This window comes from Stygiolobus sp. CP859M (assembly GCF_037389975.1).
GTDB lineage: Archaea > Thermoproteota > Thermoprotei_A > Sulfolobales > Sulfolobaceae > Stygiolobus.
Genome location: NZ_JBBHKS010000004.1, coordinates 26,065 through 43,453, shown reverse-complemented (window position 1 = coordinate 43,453; position 17,389 = coordinate 26,065). Strand labels below are relative to the sequence as shown.

Here is a 17,389-nt window from a genome sequence, read left to right as displayed (position 1 = left end):
ATAGATTGAAAATTAGTATTTATAGATGAAAAATACGTTTCGTCGATATATTTTAATAATCTAAATAAACTCAGTGAACCTCACCCAACTTTTGTTGTGCATTTTTTATGAATCGGGCTATCTCCTCTTTGTAGGATTCAATGAAACTATGCGAAGAATTTGCATCACTATATCTGTCTAGTAGATACCAGATTAGATAATACTTATTTCCTATATATAAGATCTTAAATCTAAATGCTGAGGGAAGCCTAATGTCGTCACGTTTTCTAGGTCTGCCAAGTATTTCATTTGCAAAAGTTGGATCGTTTATACTGGTAGATAATGTTAATTCACCTAAAGCGTTAAGATATTTTAACGGATCATTAATTTCCCTTGTGTAAAGACACTTAAGTGAATAAGTCGAAATATAAAACACATTATTTACCTTACTTGTGTTTCCAATTTCATTAATCCAGTTTTCGCTTAATTTTTCAAGACTATCAAAATCTATCAACGTTCTAATAAAATCGATAATTTTATTTTCATCAGATATTTTTGAAAACTCGTTAAATAACGACACTAAATTCTCACATAAGTCGTTATCACGGCATTCAATTCTAGATGGTGAAGGTGATAATGAGCCCATCCCCCTATTCGTCATCCTTCCAATTCCTCCCAGTATTAAGTAAACAAATAATGAATAAAGAGCAAATTTTAACTTTTTAACTTTATTCGTATCTAATTCGTTCTTTTCATTTTTTAATCTTTCCGTATCCACTTTAATACTTATTGTAAACTTGACCTCTTTTGGTATTAGAACTGTCGTAATAAGATCTAAAATAATCCTCATTAACTCATTTAATTCACGATCGTTTAAGCCTTTTATTTTAAGTCCAGTATTATTATATCTAAGCATATCCAACTTGATTCTAGGTATAGATAAGAAGTCCCTCATGTTGTCTATTGTTAAATGTTTATCTAAACCTTCAAGCTTCAGCTCACCAACTCCTCTAATAGAGATTTTCTTATTATTAAAGTCAATAACTATGAATTTATCATCTGGTTTTGGATCTCTATCGTCTCTCCTAACTCTTATATTTTCTAAATTATTATAGGTATCAATATTAATAACATAAACATTTTTTCTAACATTAACATTGGGATTTTGCACCTGAATAATAATATTATTTTGACTAGATACATTTCTTTGATTAATGACTTGACCTTTTTTGAAAAAGTCTTGCAAAAATTGCCATATTTTTTCAGCCACACTAATAAAACCATCATTAACCTTAACATCAATTCTAACTAACGACTTTTTATCCTCACTACCGAAAATGTCCTCCATAACTTTATCTATTTCAGAATACGGAACGACATAGTTCCCCCGTTTAAAAATCACGCTCTCCAATAAAATCCTTGTCCACCATTTCCACAGCCCCTTTATTTCAGTAGCCCTTATTGGTTCTTCATAGCCCACTGTTAAACTTACTGGATAACTATTGTAGCCTCCAACTATAGGGTATAAAGCTATGGCATCTATGCTCAAGATTTCTTCATACATTTATTATAGCCTCCGCAAGTCTCTTTAAAGTTAATAAATAGTTCTTTGACAGTATAGTTACAATTGAGGAATTAAAATAAAGCCCGTTTAAAATTTCCTCAAGCTTTTTGGCACTCTCGCTGTTATTATTAGAGCATAATTTACCTAAGTCATTAAGTCCTAACTTATCTTTTAGTTCAGTTTTTTCTAGAAAATAAATCACTAATGCAGTAAATATTGTGTAAGCAATAGTTTGCTTTGACTCGTTTTTATCAAATTTATCAAATTTGCTTTCAGAATTATTATTAAGATAATCCAAAAAATCTATCATGACACAAATATTTGATTTCGAAAGATAAAATAGGAAAGCCGGCAAAAAGCCGCTATTTAAGACCTCCTCTGGGAAATCCCTACACCTACTTTTTAGATATTTTAAAACATCCTTATCCTCTATATTTGAAATCGTTTTAGGAAAAACATCAATTGCTAACTTGATACCATCTATCATTTTAATCAGCCCATATAAGCCTAACTATACCCTTACCTATAGTTTCATGACCTCCGATAACTAAGTAATTTAATTTATTTTTAATAGAATTAAATAATTCTAAAGTGCTCTGTGACCCACCGTCTTTCTTACCATCTTCCCTTACTAACGCCACACTCATGAAATAAGTATCATGAGGAACATATTCCTCAGACCATAAGCCCCCAATCTCAACAGTCTTTTTACTCCTGTCTATCCTTATCCTCCTAACCCTAATCAAAGACCTATTAATAATATCCTTGCCTATATTACCCTCAAAGACTAAAATAGGTTTATTCACACTGGGTGGTATAAGTCTGGAATAGTTGTTTTTTAAGTCGTCATTTTCCTTAAACTTAAAATAACTCTCATTAACTATTACTTCCAAGTTTCCATTTTCATCGACCTTATAGAACTTAACGTCATCATTCTTCCCATCGAGATTACCTTGAGTAAGTGAGAAAACAGCATCAAGATAAGACTTTGCAGTATCTAAAAGCTCAACAGTAGTAGCATAGGCATAAACTCCACTAAAACCATTGGAGACCGAAATTATCCTAGCTGGAATTAAGAGCAATACCGCGTCTAAAATTGAAACTTTAGACGCTTCATCCGCACTCTCATCCTTGCCGAATAAATAAAATACATCACCTTTTTTACTATCTTCATAAGTTCTTAAAAGAAAGGACTTTATTGAACCCTTTAAACTTGAAGCGTAAATTGTAGGGTAACCTAAACTATCCCTCTGGAAGGGTAAGTCAATCTCTTCAGAAGCAGTAGAACCACTGCCAACATGACAATTCGTAACTGTAAATATATAAAAAACATGGGCTTTCGCAAAGTAGTTAGCCATTATATAAAAAATATATTTACTATTATATATCTTTTTTACTCCAATACGTGTGATTTATGGAAAATAACCCCTTTCTTTAAATGTATAATCAAGTAAATAGGACTAGTATCCAGTAAGACCTAAAAGACTTTACGGGTCGCCTCAAAAAAGTATTCTTAAGTAGGAAAACATGTTCATTGAGACTGAGATAATCCTTCCCAAAGTCCATATTTCAATGAAAATTGTGAGAGGACTGCAATTATCGAGATCCCCCACCTTATTGTGAGGTTTCCTGTTATTGCTCCCTCTGTAAACATGTCCATTCCTACCATTATTGACCCAATGATACCATTCAAGGGGTAAAGGAAAATGTAAGGTATTGCTAACTTAACGTAATTTGAGAAGAGGAGGACTAAGAAAAATTGTAAGGCAAGGAAAGAGAATGAGAGGAATTTCCCTATGACCTCCTTATCAATCTTATAACAGAGTGTATAAACGGAAAAATACCAAAGGAGTTTTTTCTACTCTTATTTGTCGTATAATGTTCTCTTTTGATTTTAATATTTAACAAAGCTCGCTATATAGCAGCTGTTGGCTAGTAGAAACTTACCTATCAAACTCTTTCATTATCTCGTGATTAAATAAAGAATCCTAGCTATCCTCTTTAAACTAGAGGGGATAAAGCCTTCAACTATTTTTACTTCCTCACTACCTATTATTCCTAACAATTTGAAACCCAAAAGAACTACTATTAATATAACTTCCCACCAATTTGTCAAAGCTAAAAAAGATAAACCTATTAACACAAGACTTGCAATTTCCCTCCTTTCCAGTTTGAATACACCTTGGATGTGAGAAAAGAGTAAGTAGAGGAGTGAAGTAATAATCGCGTTAAAAGCTTGAGCAATTGCCGCTCCGTAGATACCTATCCTAGGAATAAGATAATAAGACACTCCTACAACCTCTGCTGCGCTAATAATGCCTATAATTATGAAAGGTCTATAATTCTTTTTTGCGGCTATCATAAAAGTCGATAAGAGTTGTAACGGCATCGTTGAAGTTAAGGACAGAATTAACAACTGCATTGAAGGAATACCCGGCACGTATTGAGGGAAAAACTTCGAAATGAAAAGGGGGGAAAAAGCGTAACCTAAAATAGCCATGGGTAGGGAAATTAGAGTCAGAATCCTAAAGCTAATCGAGGAAATCTCTTTCATGTCCCTTCCCTTTGTGTAATAATACGTCGAGGAAGGGAGAAGAGAAGAAGAGAAAGATGAGATAAGCATTGATGGAACAACTGCAGCTAAGGCTACTAATTGGTATACACCCAAGTAATAGGAGCCTAAAAGGAAAGCAGTAACTACTCTGTCCCCTTGACCAGAAATGAAATAAACGATACCGGTTAAGTATATAGGAAAACCCACCTTTGCAATTTCCTTAAACGTAGCCTTGTCAAAAGAAAACTTGAATGGGAGGTAAATTTGATAGTATACAGCTTTCATTACGGCCCCTAAAGTCCAAATCAAAATCAGGAGCTCTACACTATGGTAGAAAATTGCTATGATTGAAAAACCCCACCTGAAAATAGTGAAGACTGCGTTACCTACATTAACTTCAGTGAACTTACCTAAGCCCGTTAACAATTGGCCTTGATAGTTTGTGAAAAGATAGAGCACGAAATAAGGTATAGACATCCATAAATATGACGGAAAGAACAAGAGGAAGAGGAGGAGGGGAGATACCAGTACTGCGTAAGAGAGACTCGTATAAACTATTCTATTATAGCACTGAGAAGAAGAGTAATAATGAGCTACTTCTCTAGTAATTAATTGATAAGGTAAAATAGAGAAAAGATATCCAGTAAAAATTTCCGTGACTTGAATTATGGAAATTTTGCCTATAAACGAAGGTGTAGCAAAGTAACCCGCTATGAGGAAGAATATCAGTCCTAAAACAGTATTAAAGAGAGATGTAGAAAGAAATTTTAAAGCTCCTCTTAATGGATTCACATTATGTAAATATTAAAGAGGTTTTTAAACATTTAGCTGAAAGCACTTCGGTGTAGCGTTTAGTAATAGATTTCTCAGTTAAACCTCAGGCACAGTATTTGGTAAGATTGTCACGCGAACACTTTCAATCAACGTGATGATTCGGGAAAGGGTTTATTTATTTAGGCTTATATGACTTATTGTTACACCAAACGCTCCGAGCTATTCTAGCCAATTCCCCGACTAAAGCAGTGTACAACCTCTTTCCTTTCAACCCATGACTTTCCTAGAATTTTAGTAATGGAGTACTACGAGAGTAATTAATCTAAGTAAGGAATTAGAACAACCCGCACGACTACTCCTTACCTTTCTTCAGTATTCCCTTACTTAGAGGAGCCTTACAGTTCTACTCAACTATTGGATCTAAACCACAATAGGCTACGAAAGGTGCGGGATTAGGAAAGCGTTTAATGTCCCCAACAATAACTATTATATCATTCCTGAATTAAGTTTCCCCATCTCCGGGGTAGTTAATAACACGTGAAATTCAAGAATTTATAATTATGTTGTTTCTTCTACTTCTAAAATTTTCTAGCTTGTTTTCAAAAGCGCTTTAGATAATACTTTGACTTTTTCATGTATGATCTTTATGTACTATAAATTGTATAATTGCATTATGATGTTACTCTTAAGAGAATTCTTCAGGATTTTCTTGCCCCCATTACTAAGTTTAGGAATAATGATCTCTCTACCTTCACTTTATTAAAGGCTTTTTAGGAAGACTTATGGTGTTATTAGTTCGTTTGATGGTTGTAGTTATACTCCTTTACCTTGTTTGTGATGTTTACTAGTTTTTATGCTTCATAAAAATCTGTTTTCTTTCCTCTCGGGTCTTTCTCCCTCAACCGTATATTTGGCTTACATATAATACTCTTACTCCTTACTTTCTGAAGTATTAGCATAGTTTTACTGGGGCGATTCAGGACTCCATTGCGATTTCTATTTGTTTCTATAGAATGAAAGTGGCTTAATTGATCCTACATTAGTAACACTAAAAAGGGGACGAGCGCTAGGCCATACCGTGAGATGTTTATTCAATCACGTGGTGACCGCGCTCCCCCTTGAGGTAGTTGGGGAGGTCACGCTATTAAATGAATGAGATGGAGAGGAGGATGGGTTACGCCGGGTACAGATTCCTGAGGGGTTTAAGGTCTTCCTCCGGGGGTCTTGTACGGGCTGGAGTGGGTCACGGTGAGGTTGTCGTACTGTACAGGTGAGGAGGTGCTCAGGGAGGAAAGGCTAGTACTCAGGGCCCTCCTCCTGCCCGTGCTGAGAACGCCGAGCTCTGGCCCCTCCTCAGGTCCAACAACCCGACCAGTTCTTCAACTCCCCCCTGGAGAGTTCTGCGAGTGCCACTTCACCTGGAGGATCGTCGGGCTATAGCCCTCAACTACAACCTCTCGACCTGTTATCCCATTCTTGTAATATTGCAAGAACTCTTATTTCTTCGTAAAATGACTAAATACATTCAGTAATTCCTCCATTGAATAAGCCCAAATCAACAGAGATATTACAATTCGCAAGGGAGCCCCGAATCGCCCTTTTACTGAGTATGCATCTATTTATCTGATCATTATTGATAGTTTCTCTAAGAAGTTCTTAAACGTTAATTTTATCTAATTTCGAGTAAATTATTGCATTAAAACTAAATTTATACAAATTTTCCTTAAAGAGTTGTTTATTACAATTTTATATCTTTTATTGTGTAAAATTTTCATTACTCACGTATTCCTTGAGGGGGCTTGAAGATCACCTAGTTACGTTAAGGTTAAGCGAGAAGGAGGAGTAAACATGAGATAAATATCTTCCTACAACAAATCTCAATGGTATCCTTGGTCTTATAAGGAAATAATTATCCTTAACCGCATAAGCCCTTCCACTATCAAAACATGGCTTGTAATACCTTAAGCGGCGCTTAATAGATTCCAATTAGGCCTCCTAAAAGGGAAACAGCAACTTCAGGTGATTATATCAGGCAAGATCGACATAGATATAAGGAAAACCTAGGATGACGTCCGTTAGTGCTTACTACCGATATTAGCGGAAACATTCTTGATCAACGTATAAATTATCATCCTACTCTCACCTAGAAAGAACAGAGCTTTTCCTTTTTATGCCCTTCATTTTTTAAAGTCTTCTCACATGTCCTTTATAGCTTAAACGTTTGCGGGTCTAGGTTTCACGAGATTGTATCTTAGCTAGTAAAGCTGTACTCATAACTCGAATTTCTTTTATTCTATTCCTAGTTACAGTAGTACTATTTTTAATGTTCACGTTGTCCGGCATTCTTGTTGTATTAAGTATTTTCCAGATCAATCGTCTAATGTTAGTTCTATTTTCTTTTCTTCTGCTTTTCTCGGTATATCCGATCTGGGCTTGTATCTTAGACCGTCAAGACCTTCTTTCTTGTACCTACTAATTCATCATCTTATTATTAGATAATATCTTGTTCAGCATTTGTGAAACTTGTTCTTATAATTTACTGTCTTCTATATACAACTTCACCGCGTAAATTCTCTCCTAATCTTCGCGTCCTTCTCTTCCTCGCAAGCTAAAGCTAAATTTCTGTAATTCAAATTAATAATACTAATTTACAAACTTTTTCAGAAACACTAAGGTATAGTTTTACTCTTAGATTTCTTAATTTTACTTCATATTATTCTAGAATTTCCTAACTGCATAACATTATGTTTATAACGTAACAAAGTTATTGATAGTGTACTAAATGTTATCAGGGTAAAACTTTTGTTTTGTTTTTTGTTTCATTATTGTCGTGAGAAAGGTTTTAATAATAGGCGAGGCAATAGTAGGAAATAATAATTCTGATGCAGTATCAGGTGGAAGTATCAGAAGTACAATTTTCCTGTCTAAAGTATCTAAATATTTTGATAAGGTTTATTATATTCCAAGTATTTTAGGAAATCTTAAACGAGTCCCTAAATTCGGAGAACGTTATGTAGAAGATATTTACCGATTCTCTGGAGTCTATAATCTAGAAATTCCTTTTGATCTATACTCAATTCTGAATCTAAACCACAAACATTTTTTCGATATCAGATTAATCCAGTATATCAAAAGTAAGCTAAATGATAATTATGACCTAATCTATGTAACAAGTGAAGCCTTTACTGATCTTAATCTAGCCATTCAAATTAAATCTAGATTGAGAGGGTTTATAGTTCATGGGTCATGGATTAATGGTGGATATTTAGATGAGATTAGATATATATTGAATACCTATTCATGTGTTAATCCTCTGCTTTCTGTGAAAAAATTAAGCGAGAAATTACTATTACACATGATGTTTAGGAAAATTTTTTCAAGCAATAAATTAAATTTTGCTATCTATATAAATACTAATTCATTGAGAAAATATTCGCTGTTCAAATATAATATTATCACCAAGAGACTTTTCCCTGGGATAGCTATAAACTTATATGATAACCATAATATTTCTAAAAATAAAGAAGGTATTGTATCTATATCTACGGCATTTACTCCATTTAAAGGACTATGTAGGTTGATAAAGTTCTTAAAAATATTAGGTCAGAACAATGATGAGATTAAACTGACATTAATTGGAGATCTACCTAGAATCGCTCAGAAACAAATTTTTAACTTAGTTAAAAATAAAAATAATGTAATAAAAATATTAGGTAAATTACCCCATGAAGAAGCTTTAAAAAATCTTAGAAGCAGTAAACTCAATATTAACTTTTCTTATAGTGAAACTTACAGTTTTGTGAATTTAGAGTCTATAGCTAACTATACGCCAGTGATATCATTTTACAACGGGACTGAAGAAATATATAAAAACATTAAACCAGTAATATTTGTTCATAATGAAAAAGAATTGTTTCATATAGTCAAAGCGTATTATAATAAGGATTTAGATTATTTATTTGATGAAACTGTTAAAGATTTTTTGAAAAAACATTCAAATTGGGATGAAATAATACAAAATGAAATAAAAATCATTAAGTCCTTCTCCCCTTGATTCTTATTACAATGGTTAAAACACTTATTATAACATACAATGAGATCGAAAGATAGTTCAAAGTTCTGTATGTAGTTTCTCCTTTATACTTCAATATAAAATGCGTAATATTAACATGGGATATATTAAAAGCTTGTAAGCCAAATGGTCCTTCAAATCCCTTTATCTGCTTATTCCCATAAACTAAAATCCAATTAGGGTCATATTTAAAATCAAGAATTAAATAGTAAACTCTCCCTTTAATTTCATTAATATTAATATTAATGAAATTATAATTTTGTACAATATTAATTTTTTGAGCATTTGTGAAATTCACTATGTGTATAATCTGAGATATATTTAAATTGCTTAAGTTAGAGGAATTAAAAGGAACTAAATCCAATGGATATCTAGATAATAAATTATTATATATAGATACATTAATGCTATTATAAACAAGTGAGAAATCTTTAGAGCGTGAAAGCGTAATGTTAACAAAATTAGGTGAACCCGTTATAAAGTAATTATACCCCCAATTAGATACCGTAGGACTATCATAGGCATGAGGCCATGTAGTATTATAAATATAATTCATAACTACTATATATTTTATGCCACTAAAAGCCAACAAATAGCCGAATTCTGTTATATTTTCATATAAGAAACAATTTGCCTCTTCGGCGTAACTTTTAGACGGAAAATATGCACTAAAACCTGGTGAGATAATCGGCATAAAATAATTAGGTAAAAAATTTTGAGGATATGGTGCCATTGGAATCATAGTAGAATATAGAGAGTATCCATAAGACAGATTTTGTTTAATTAGAAAATTTGATACGTTGATGAATGGATATTTTATTTCATGATAATAAAATATATCTTTATAACTGAAATTAAAGAATTCCTCATCACTATACGCCGGCCATAAACTTGTATGTATAAAAATCCCAAATTCAGACAAAATTATAAATATAAGACTTAAATATAGTAATTTTCTTTTATCAGCTTTTACTAATTTTAAAATAAATATAGCTAATATAGTGAAAGAGAGCGGCGTTATAATTCCTGCAAAGTAAATATAGTGTATAAGTACTGCCAGAATATAACTTTTTGCTATACTATATACAAAAGATGAATCTCCATTTAAAACTTGACTATATATATATACAAGTAGAGTCATGTATGCAAGGACAATAGCAGATATCTTTACCAATCCTTTTCTACTTATAAATAAAAATAATGTAGAGGTAATGAACAATGAAAACAAAATAAAGTGAAATGTAGAAATTCCAAAATTCGTCTTGAATACATTTAGATAAAGTGTATATCCATAATTTTGATCGCTAAAAAAAGCTCCCTTTATTATAAAAGTATTAACAATAATAAATAGATTTTGTATATTTAATATAATTGATACAATTAATGTAGAAATTATTTTTAAAATTTCCAAAAGCTTTTTATATTCAAATAATAATTGATATATGATAAATGGAATCATTATAGCGAAGATAAATGAACTAAACTCAAACGACACACTAATTAAAAAGGTAGAAATGAGAATGCTTAATAATACATCATTTTTTGTAATTTTCTCGAAAATTGCTTTAAATAGAAGTAATAAATAAAAAGGTATAAAGCTTTCCATAAACATAAAACCTTCTTCCCCATTTAGAAAATTATTTAAGATAAAGGGTGATATTGAATAAACTAACGAAAGTATTATTTCTATTAAATCCGTAGTATAGCTGAGTCTTATTTTTTCTAATTTGAAAATATAATCTACGAAGTTCAGAAATAAAATTGAGCTAATATAAAATGGCATAATATATATAATCCGTTGTACAATACTTGGTCCAAATATTACAGATAGAATACCTTTAATAATATAGTAGATAGATATGGTATTTGGACCTCCGAAATTATAAAAGACATAAGGCAATTCTAAGTAAAGCATGTCTTGTTCTAGATGATAAAAGGGTGGAAGTTCATCAGTCAGTTGGAATATATTTGGATTAACTACAAAGTCAGAAAATATAATGGAATATATAGAAATTAAAATTAAATAATTTCTTAATTTTCTGCTGTTTATTTTAACCAGTAGTTTAGCCAAAGCAGATGGCATATCCTCCCTTAGTAATGATTATTGCTTCTGTATATATCTTCTTTTTTCATAATAGTTGTAACGGTTTAAAAATTTTATCGGTATAAAATATAGAAAAATCTTCAGAAAAGGTTGCTTAATTAAGAGAATAGACTTGTTAAGACTTGTTAACAGATAATATTTGAGAATTAGCAAAAATTTTTCCTTAACAACACCTTCCTTAAGCTTATCGCTAAACAACTCAACCTAATAACTAGTACCTTGAGAAATAAGATAATAGAACTCATCCTCAACATGATCCAACTCGGGATTATAGTAAGTATTAAGCCAACTCTTCAAATCCTTCCAGTTCAATAGGGTTTAAGTCTGGAGAATAGGGAGTAAAGTAATGTTAAGCCTAGAAGCAACCGTTAAAACATAAGAACTCTTATGAAAACTAGCATTATCCAAAACAATATTACCGGAATTCCTAACCCTAAGCAAGTAAAGAAAACTAGCGAAAAACCCTAGAATATTAGAAGGAAAAACTCATAAAAACCAGAAAACCATCAATCAAAGGAATACAACCAAGACCATTAACTCTAGGATAATCAGATGGCAAACCCGAACGCCTAACCTTAGAAGGGTCTTGACGAAAAACCACACTCATCCATGAAAAATGTCTTAACACCCTTCTTAATACACTTTAACCTCTCCCTAAGTATGTCAACTGCATCTATTGGCCTCTTCTTATGTAAGGTTTGATGTTAGGGTATTTTTGGCCTTTTCCTTGTTATCCTCCAAGCGGTCACATAGCTTATTTTCACCTTGAATTTCTCTTCAATGTAATTGCTCCTCTTATTGTCTCCCCTTATAATTCTTGTACACTTGTTTCCCTCTTAAATGGTCTTGGAGGAGAGGAAGAGCCTAGAAGAATTCTAAAACTAGAAAATACTCTCAAACTTTTACATAGATTGTCTACTTCTATGTTTCCTAACTTGCTAGTGTCTAGCGAAACTGATAACGAAACGATTACAGGCTCGTAGTTACTTAACCTTTTTATTCCCTTGGCAAAATTTATTCAGCAGTTATGGGAATCTTAGGGAGGTAATACCAAGAAGTCGGTATTAGCGAGAAGTTTTTAATTTTAGACGTCTTCATACTGAAAAGATGTCAAACGGAAAAGGACAAATCGAGTTAGCTAAGGAGAAGTTGGTCAAGGCAGTGAACAAAGTCCTGGGCATAGTGAGGAGGAACGGGAGGAGCAGGAAGGTCGGGTTAGCACTAGCCCTCATGACCCTGCTAGGCGGTAGGGCCAGCGTGAAGAATGCTGCTGAGACGTTCGGGTTGGACTACGCAAACCTGCTGGAGGCGTTGGGGGAACTCGAAGACGCGTGGAGGGACTACTTGAAGGTCCTGTCGGGGCTGGTGAAGGGTGAGGTGGCCGTAATCATAGACGACACCGTGGACCACAAGGAGTACTCCAGAGGAAAGGACGTGAGCCCCCACGGGAACTACTGGATCTACTGCCACACCCACCGGAGGTTCGAGAGGGGTATACAACTCCTCACGGTCGCCATAGTGGACCTCTCCACGGGCAGGACGTTCATGGTGGGAGCCTTCCCCTACGCCGTGAGGAAGATGTTGGACTTGGGGATGGTCACCGAGTTCAAGACCAAGATCGACTTGGCCAAGGAGATGTTGGACGTGCTCAAGGAGCGCTTTAGCGTGTCCATGGTCGTCTTCGACTCGTGGTACTGGTCGGAGAAGCTCGTGAAGGACAACGTAGTGTCTGAGCTCAAGTCCAACCGGAGGCTCCTCAGGGTCGAGTCGGCCCGGGGGACCCTCGAGGAGGTGGAGGGACACCTCCGAGTGGGAGACCTACCCCCAGGAGTCTACTACGCCGACCTGACCCTGGGAGACCGAGTGACTACAGTAAAATTGCTAGTCCAAGAATATAAAGGTGACTCCGGTACACACGTTAGGTACCTCTACACGACCGATCTCTCGCTCAGTGAGGAGGAGATCGAGGAGGCATGGAGGATGAGGTGGGAGATTGAGGAGCTCCACAGGGACGTCAAGGCCTTGGGACTGGAGGACTCCTCGTTCTGGAGGAGAGAGAGGCTTCAGGGGTACCTCACGATCTTCACCATCATGGTCAACGTCGTCAGGGAGCTGGTGGGGGCTCTTAACCTGAGGAGCGTGGAGGCGTTCCTCAGGTTCGTTGAACGTTATTTAGGCGGACCACCTGGGCTGATGAAAATCTTTAAGTTACGTTAAAGTCCCATAACTGCTGTAAGGAAGAATTCAAAATACTCTACGGTAGAAGATATAGCTAAATTTTGATGTTAAAAGTTTAAACCTCAAAACGCAGAAGCATTAAAGAAAAGTATGTAGCAGGATTTTGCTTAAATGCAAACACGGAAAAACATCCCATAAAGGATTTTTATAAAACACACTATGTTAAGTTGGATTTAACTAAGCACATGTTAGAAAGAATTACGTTAACCGAAAAGGCCTTATCACTCCTTTTAAATGAAAAAAGGACTATAGTTGAAATAGGGTGCGGTAATGGGAAAAATTTGAGGTATTTTAAGGAAAGGCTAGGATTTAAAGATGCTTACTGTATTGAAATTGCCTCTTCTGCTGAAGATGAGATAAGGAGGAACTGAATTACGCCTACGTAGAGGACGTTAATACATCTAAACTCCCTTTTATGGATTCTAGTGTTAATGCGGTTATTTTTGAAGAGGTTATAGAGCATATATATAACTCAGATTTAGTATTGAGCGAAATCCATAGAGTATTAAAGAAAGGAGAAAACGGTATTCTAATTTTATCAACTCCTAATCTATCATCATGGATTAATAGGCTGGCACTATTTATGGGTTATCAGCCCTTTTCTCACGACGTATCGTTTGTAAAGGGCTTCGGTAGGTTGGCATATAAAGACCAAACTAATGGCCACGCAAAATCTTTCACTTTAAGGACAATGATTGAGTACCTTGAATATTTCGGCTTCGAAGTCCTAGACAAGAGGGGACTTATTGCAGATGGTATCCCTTCATGGCCTTCTGCTCTAGATAGATTTTTCTCCCATTTTCCGTCATTAGCTTCTCACATGTTCATAGTAGCTAAAAAAGAACAGTAGTTATTAGATTTTATCTTAATTTTAAGCCAGAGCTTATCGCAAGACTCCATATAACTACTAAACAGCAGTTATGGGTCTTTCCCTTAAATATCGATCTGTAATCGAGGCGAGATCTAATAAATGCTTTACTAAAATTAAGTTATGCCTTCAACTAGTTTTTTTGTATGATTTTCCCATGTATATTCCTTCTGTATTTTAGCTATACCTAACTGTAATTCCTTATATTTATTTTCATTCATATTTTTCAGAAATTCTTTAATTTCTTTAATATTGATACCATGGATAACTAAACCTACATTATATCTTTTAGCCAAATCAGCTGTTCCCAATTCATCATTAATTATCGCTGGTAATGTATGCTGCATAGCCTCAATAAACGACATAGTTGGACCATATTCACCGTAACCAAACCTAATAAGGAATTTGCTTTTATCGTATAACTCGTGGAGTTTACTTTCACTTATACCTTCTAGTATCTCCACTTTACTTTCTATTCCTTCTTCTTTAACTTTCTTAAAAAAATATTCTTTAGCTTTTTTAACTCTCCAATTACCTACAAACAATAGTTTATAATCATCTACATTTTTTATTACCTCTACATAATCCCAGGGCTTCCTGCCTAGATCCCAAAATGAAACTGTTATTAGATAATTTTCCTTTTCTCTAAAGGATTTTTCAGAAATTTTATCCATACCAGGATAATTAGATATTGCGTTTATTCCGTGTTTCTCATAGATAGTTCTGGCGACCTTATCAGTAACTGCGAAAACTTTTTTTGCTTTAATAAATATTTTTTTTTCAAAGTTATTAATTATTTTTCCTAAGATCGGAAGGGAATAATTAGTTACCTTTTCGTGAACGAACACACTAAAAGGAATTTTGTTCCTTTCAAAGGCTTTCAAACAGCCTATTGCTGTAAACTGATCGTGGCAAATTAAATAATCAGCCTTTTCTTCTTTGGCTATACCACTAATCTTCATTATAAGATCTAGATCTACAGTACTTTCAATTCCTCTATCTCTAGCGAACATTTTTGTTCCGACGTAAAAAATCGGCGTGAATATGCCATGCCCTTCTCTTATTACTTTGTAGTCTATGTCTTTTAACATCTCTTCGTAGCCTTTAGTGTTTGTTCCCCTTAGAAATATGAGCTTAGGCTCATATCCTAACTTTTTTAACCATCTATATTCGTTGATCGCTATTCTCTGTGCTCCCGCGGTCCAAAGAGTCCTTAGGATTATGAGTATCCTCGTCATAGGGTATCCAATTATTTTGCATATTTTTAATCTTTTGCTCTTTTATATGACAGTGTCATGTCTATGATAAGCAATGTGAGGAGGAGCATGAAAAATATTAAATCATTAAAATATAATTTTAACAATATATAAATTGTAACTCCTATAACTAGGATTGGAGTAAAGGAGACTATTGGATTTTCCATTTCGTCAGCTGAGTAAAAGGGCGGCTTGAGTAAGTCTATAAGATAAAATATTATAAGTATAAATGCGGATATAAACATATTTAGGAATGAAAATAAAAGAGATAATAGCGTAAATGTAAACATTGTCATGACGTTAATCTTCCAGTTCATAACTTAGTTATTTCTTTCTCACATTTATTTTTAACACATTTATTTAGGCTGTTTAGTGATTGAGTAATAAACTAACGCAAATACAATCTGAAACCAGATAAATAAGTAAGTTGAATTGGCCAATAATAATGAACCGAACTCCAAGCTTCTAAATAAGGCTGATAGAGTGAGAATAATCGTGTAAGATCAAGATGCCAAGAATTTCTCACAAATAGATATGAATTTCAGTCTTCTTGCTTTTAGCCACTTATTCTCAACTAAGTTTATTTTTTCTAAACTTTTATGGTCTTAAGATATCCTTAACTTGGTCAGTTGGAGTGAATAGGACTTTCTTTATACACAACCCTCAATGAAGGTATATCACTCGTTATTCGGTAGAAAGTACACTTCAGTTTGTAGCTACTACAACAAAAGTCATGGATAAAACTAAGTTTAATCTTGAGAGCTTAAGGCCTAAATCCTAATTCCTTTAAGCTTTTGGCACTTAATTCCTCGATAATAGATTTGATACCGTACCGTGTCGTATTAAGTAATATAGAAGGTGAGGTATTTATTAGCCCAGACGGAAACCAATGTAGGTTTTGAACGAAAATGACAGCTTTATATTCCTCCGATTTAAATAGTTGATCTATTAAATGATTAGAAGACTTTGAAAAGGAGTACTTTTTGATAGTGAAAGAACATTAGAGAAGATAAGGGAGGTAATAAAAAGTTGAACGAACACAATAAAAACTTGTTGATAATATAATAGGTAATCATGGAATAGTTAGAATAAAGAGGAAGAATTAACTTAAACCCCAAGGGACGAATTTACTACGTTAAATATTCTCGTAAAAGCTAAAAATTGCCCCTCTAAGCTAGTAAGGATGAAAATAAGTGTTGTAATTCCGACGCTTAACAGCGAGAGGACAATTAAACTTGCAGTCAGTTCCTCTCTCAAGGTGGCTGACGAAGTAATAGTAGTTGACTCTTTTTCCACGGACAGAACAGTAGAAATTGCTGAAAATGAAGGTGCAAGAGTTCTTCAAGTGAGAGGCAGTATGTTAATAGCCAGGATTGAGGGAGCAAAAATTGCAAGCGGAGATTACGTAGTTAACCTTGATTCAGACATGTACTTCTCTGAAAACTTTAAGGGATTTGAAGAGAAAGTTATAGCATTAGGGGAAATAACTGTTGGCAAAGGCGTAGTCCACAAGTTAATGAGCATGGACAGGGAAATAACTCATAATAAGTGGGCTGAGAATCTATCAGTTGGTAACGGTGGTATAATCCCCAGAATGTATGATAGACAACTTCTATTGAAGGCTTATGAAATGATACCTTTAAACTTGAAAGACAGGCTTAACGCCTTTGAGGACAGTGTGATCTATTATAATGTTATGAAGCTGTACAAGGAAGGAAAAGTTCAGTTTATTCCTAATGCAGTTTATCACGTGGAAGACGACTCCTTTTGGGGATTTATGAGGAAATGGTATAAGTATGGTAAGAACGCTAAATTATTGAGAGGGACTGAGTATGAGAGGTTTATTTACGAGAGGAAGACTAGACCGGGGTTGACTTTTAGTGAGAAGGTAAAACTGCTACCAGTAACTTTAGTTAAGGGAATTCCGTTTGCTTTAGGATATTACCTATAACGCTAGTACTTTTAGAAAGTTTATAGCTT

General features: G+C 34.2%; 12 protein-coding genes and 4 pseudogenes. 6 read left to right on the top strand and 10 right to left on the bottom strand.

Annotated elements, in window-relative coordinates; genetic code table 11:
* Positions 1-70 precede the first annotated feature (70 nt).
* The 6 genes and pseudogenes from cmr1 to WIW72_RS13205 all read right to left on the bottom strand — a co-directional run bounded on the left by cmr1 (position 71) and on the right by WIW72_RS13205 (position 5,352).
* Complete coding sequence (gene cmr1, locus WIW72_RS00540) at positions 71-1,543, bottom strand: type III-B CRISPR module RAMP protein Cmr1 (RefSeq protein ID WP_337719419.1); 1,473 nt, start codon at positions 1,541-1,543, stop codon at positions 71-73.
* Positions 1,536-2,030 (bottom strand): type III-B CRISPR module-associated protein Cmr5, encoded by a 495-nt coding sequence (gene cmr5, locus WIW72_RS00535; RefSeq protein WP_337719418.1) that lies wholly within the window; start codon positions 2,028-2,030, stop codon positions 1,536-1,538. Before cmr5 ends, cmr1 begins: the two co-directional genes overlap by 8 nt.
* Position 2,031: 1 nt before the next feature.
* Complete coding sequence (gene cmr4 / locus WIW72_RS00530) at positions 2,032-2,901, bottom strand: type III-B CRISPR module RAMP protein Cmr4 (RefSeq protein WP_337719417.1); 870 nt, start codon at positions 2,899-2,901, stop codon at positions 2,032-2,034.
* 171 nt (positions 2,902-3,072) lie between these two features.
* A pseudogene (locus WIW72_RS00525) lies at positions 3,073-3,359 on the bottom strand (lipopolysaccharide biosynthesis protein); the annotation flags it as partial.
* 147 nt (positions 3,360-3,506) lie between these two features.
* The gene (locus WIW72_RS00520) at positions 3,507-4,889 is read right to left on the bottom strand and encodes an oligosaccharide flippase family protein (RefSeq protein WP_337719416.1); all 1,383 of its coding nucleotides are present in this window, start codon (positions 4,887-4,889) and stop codon (positions 3,507-3,509) included.
* Positions 4,890-5,274: 385 nt separating this feature from the next.
* On the bottom strand, positions 5,275-5,352 hold the full coding sequence (locus WIW72_RS13205; protein WP_443294708.1) for a transposase: 78 nt from the start codon (positions 5,350-5,352) through the stop codon (positions 5,275-5,277).
* Positions 5,353-6,208: 856 nt separating this feature from the next.
* Here WIW72_RS13205 and WIW72_RS13200 point away from each other — a divergent pair.
* Positions 6,209-6,403: pseudogene (locus WIW72_RS13200) on the top strand (transposase); the annotation flags it as partial.
* A 124-nt stretch (positions 6,404-6,527) separates the two neighbouring features.
* On the opposite strand, the pseudogene WIW72_RS00515 reads toward WIW72_RS13200, so the two are convergent.
* Positions 6,528-7,504: pseudogene (locus tag WIW72_RS00515) on the bottom strand (IS630-like element ISC1048 family transposase).
* 197 nt (positions 7,505-7,701) lie between these two features.
* On the opposite strand from WIW72_RS00515, the gene WIW72_RS00510 reads away from it, so the two are divergent.
* Complete coding sequence (locus WIW72_RS00510; protein ID WP_337719415.1) at positions 7,702-8,925, top strand: glycosyltransferase; 1,224 nt, start codon at positions 7,702-7,704, stop codon at positions 8,923-8,925.
* Here WIW72_RS00510 and WIW72_RS00505 read toward each other — a convergent pair.
* Positions 8,906-11,026, bottom strand: coding sequence for a hypothetical protein (locus tag WIW72_RS00505; RefSeq protein ID WP_337719414.1), 2,121 nt, complete (start codon positions 11,024-11,026; stop codon positions 8,906-8,908). The two genes, WIW72_RS00510 and WIW72_RS00505, sit on opposite strands and share 20 nt — an antisense overlap.
* Before the next feature lie 245 nt (positions 11,027-11,271).
* Positions 11,272-11,832: pseudogene (locus tag WIW72_RS13195) on the bottom strand (IS630 family transposase); the annotation flags it as partial.
* A gap of 322 nt (positions 11,833-12,154) precedes the next feature.
* On the opposite strand from WIW72_RS13195, the gene WIW72_RS00495 reads away from it, so the two are divergent.
* The 3 genes from WIW72_RS00495 to WIW72_RS00485 all read left to right on the top strand — a co-directional run bounded on the left by WIW72_RS00495 (position 12,155) and on the right by WIW72_RS00485 (position 14,135).
* A complete protein-coding gene (locus WIW72_RS00495) occupies positions 12,155-13,264 on the top strand; it encodes a transposase (RefSeq protein ID WP_337721209.1) in 1,110 nt (369 codons plus the stop codon).
* 206 nt (positions 13,265-13,470) lie between these two features.
* Complete coding sequence (locus WIW72_RS00490) at positions 13,471-13,656, top strand: class I SAM-dependent methyltransferase (RefSeq protein WP_337721208.1); 186 nt, start codon at positions 13,471-13,473, stop codon at positions 13,654-13,656.
* A gap of 44 nt (positions 13,657-13,700) precedes the next feature.
* The gene (locus WIW72_RS00485) at positions 13,701-14,135 is read left to right on the top strand and encodes a class I SAM-dependent methyltransferase (RefSeq protein ID WP_337719411.1); all 435 of its coding nucleotides are present in this window, start codon (positions 13,701-13,703) and stop codon (positions 14,133-14,135) included.
* 134 nt (positions 14,136-14,269) lie between these two features.
* Here WIW72_RS00485 and WIW72_RS00480 read toward each other — a convergent pair whose 3' ends face one another.
* Complete coding sequence (locus tag WIW72_RS00480; RefSeq protein WP_337719410.1) at positions 14,270-15,391, bottom strand: glycosyltransferase; 1,122 nt, start codon at positions 15,389-15,391, stop codon at positions 14,270-14,272.
* Positions 15,392-16,592: 1,201 nt separating this feature from the next.
* Between WIW72_RS00480 and WIW72_RS00475 the strand changes: the two genes are divergently transcribed.
* Complete coding sequence (locus WIW72_RS00475; RefSeq protein WP_337721207.1) at positions 16,593-17,360, top strand: glycosyltransferase family 2 protein; 768 nt, start codon at positions 16,593-16,595, stop codon at positions 17,358-17,360.
* The last annotated feature ends 29 nt before the right edge of the window (positions 17,361-17,389 follow it).

What these genes read in the sequence shown, in the direction of transcription:
- WIW72_RS00495 (WP_337721209.1), top strand. Translation starts at nt 12,155, where the DNA reads ATGTCAAACGGAAAAGGACAAATCGAGTTAGCTAAGGAGAAGTTGGTC.
- cmr5 (WP_337719418.1), bottom strand. Translation starts at nt 2,030, where the DNA reads ATGATAGATGGTATCAAGTTAGCAATTGATGTTTTTCCTAAAACGATT.
- WIW72_RS00475 (WP_337721207.1), top strand. Translation starts at nt 16,593, where the DNA reads ATGAAAATAAGTGTTGTAATTCCGACGCTTAACAGCGAGAGGACAATT.
- cmr1 (WP_337719419.1), bottom strand. Translation starts at nt 1,543, where the DNA reads ATGTATGAAGAAATCTTGAGCATAGATGCCATAGCTTTATACCCTATA.
- cmr4 (WP_337719417.1), bottom strand. Translation starts at nt 2,901, where the DNA reads ATGGCTAACTACTTTGCGAAAGCCCATGTTTTTTATATATTTACAGTT.
- WIW72_RS00485 (WP_337719411.1), top strand. Translation starts at nt 13,701, where the DNA reads ATGGATTCTAGTGTTAATGCGGTTATTTTTGAAGAGGTTATAGAGCAT.
- WIW72_RS00490 (WP_337721208.1), top strand. Translation starts at nt 13,471, where the DNA reads ATGTTAGAAAGAATTACGTTAACCGAAAAGGCCTTATCACTCCTTTTA.
- WIW72_RS00505 (WP_337719414.1), bottom strand. Translation starts at nt 11,026, where the DNA reads ATGCCATCTGCTTTGGCTAAACTACTGGTTAAAATAAACAGCAGAAAA.
- WIW72_RS00480 (WP_337719410.1), bottom strand. Translation starts at nt 15,391, where the DNA reads ATGACGAGGATACTCATAATCCTAAGGACTCTTTGGACCGCGGGAGCA.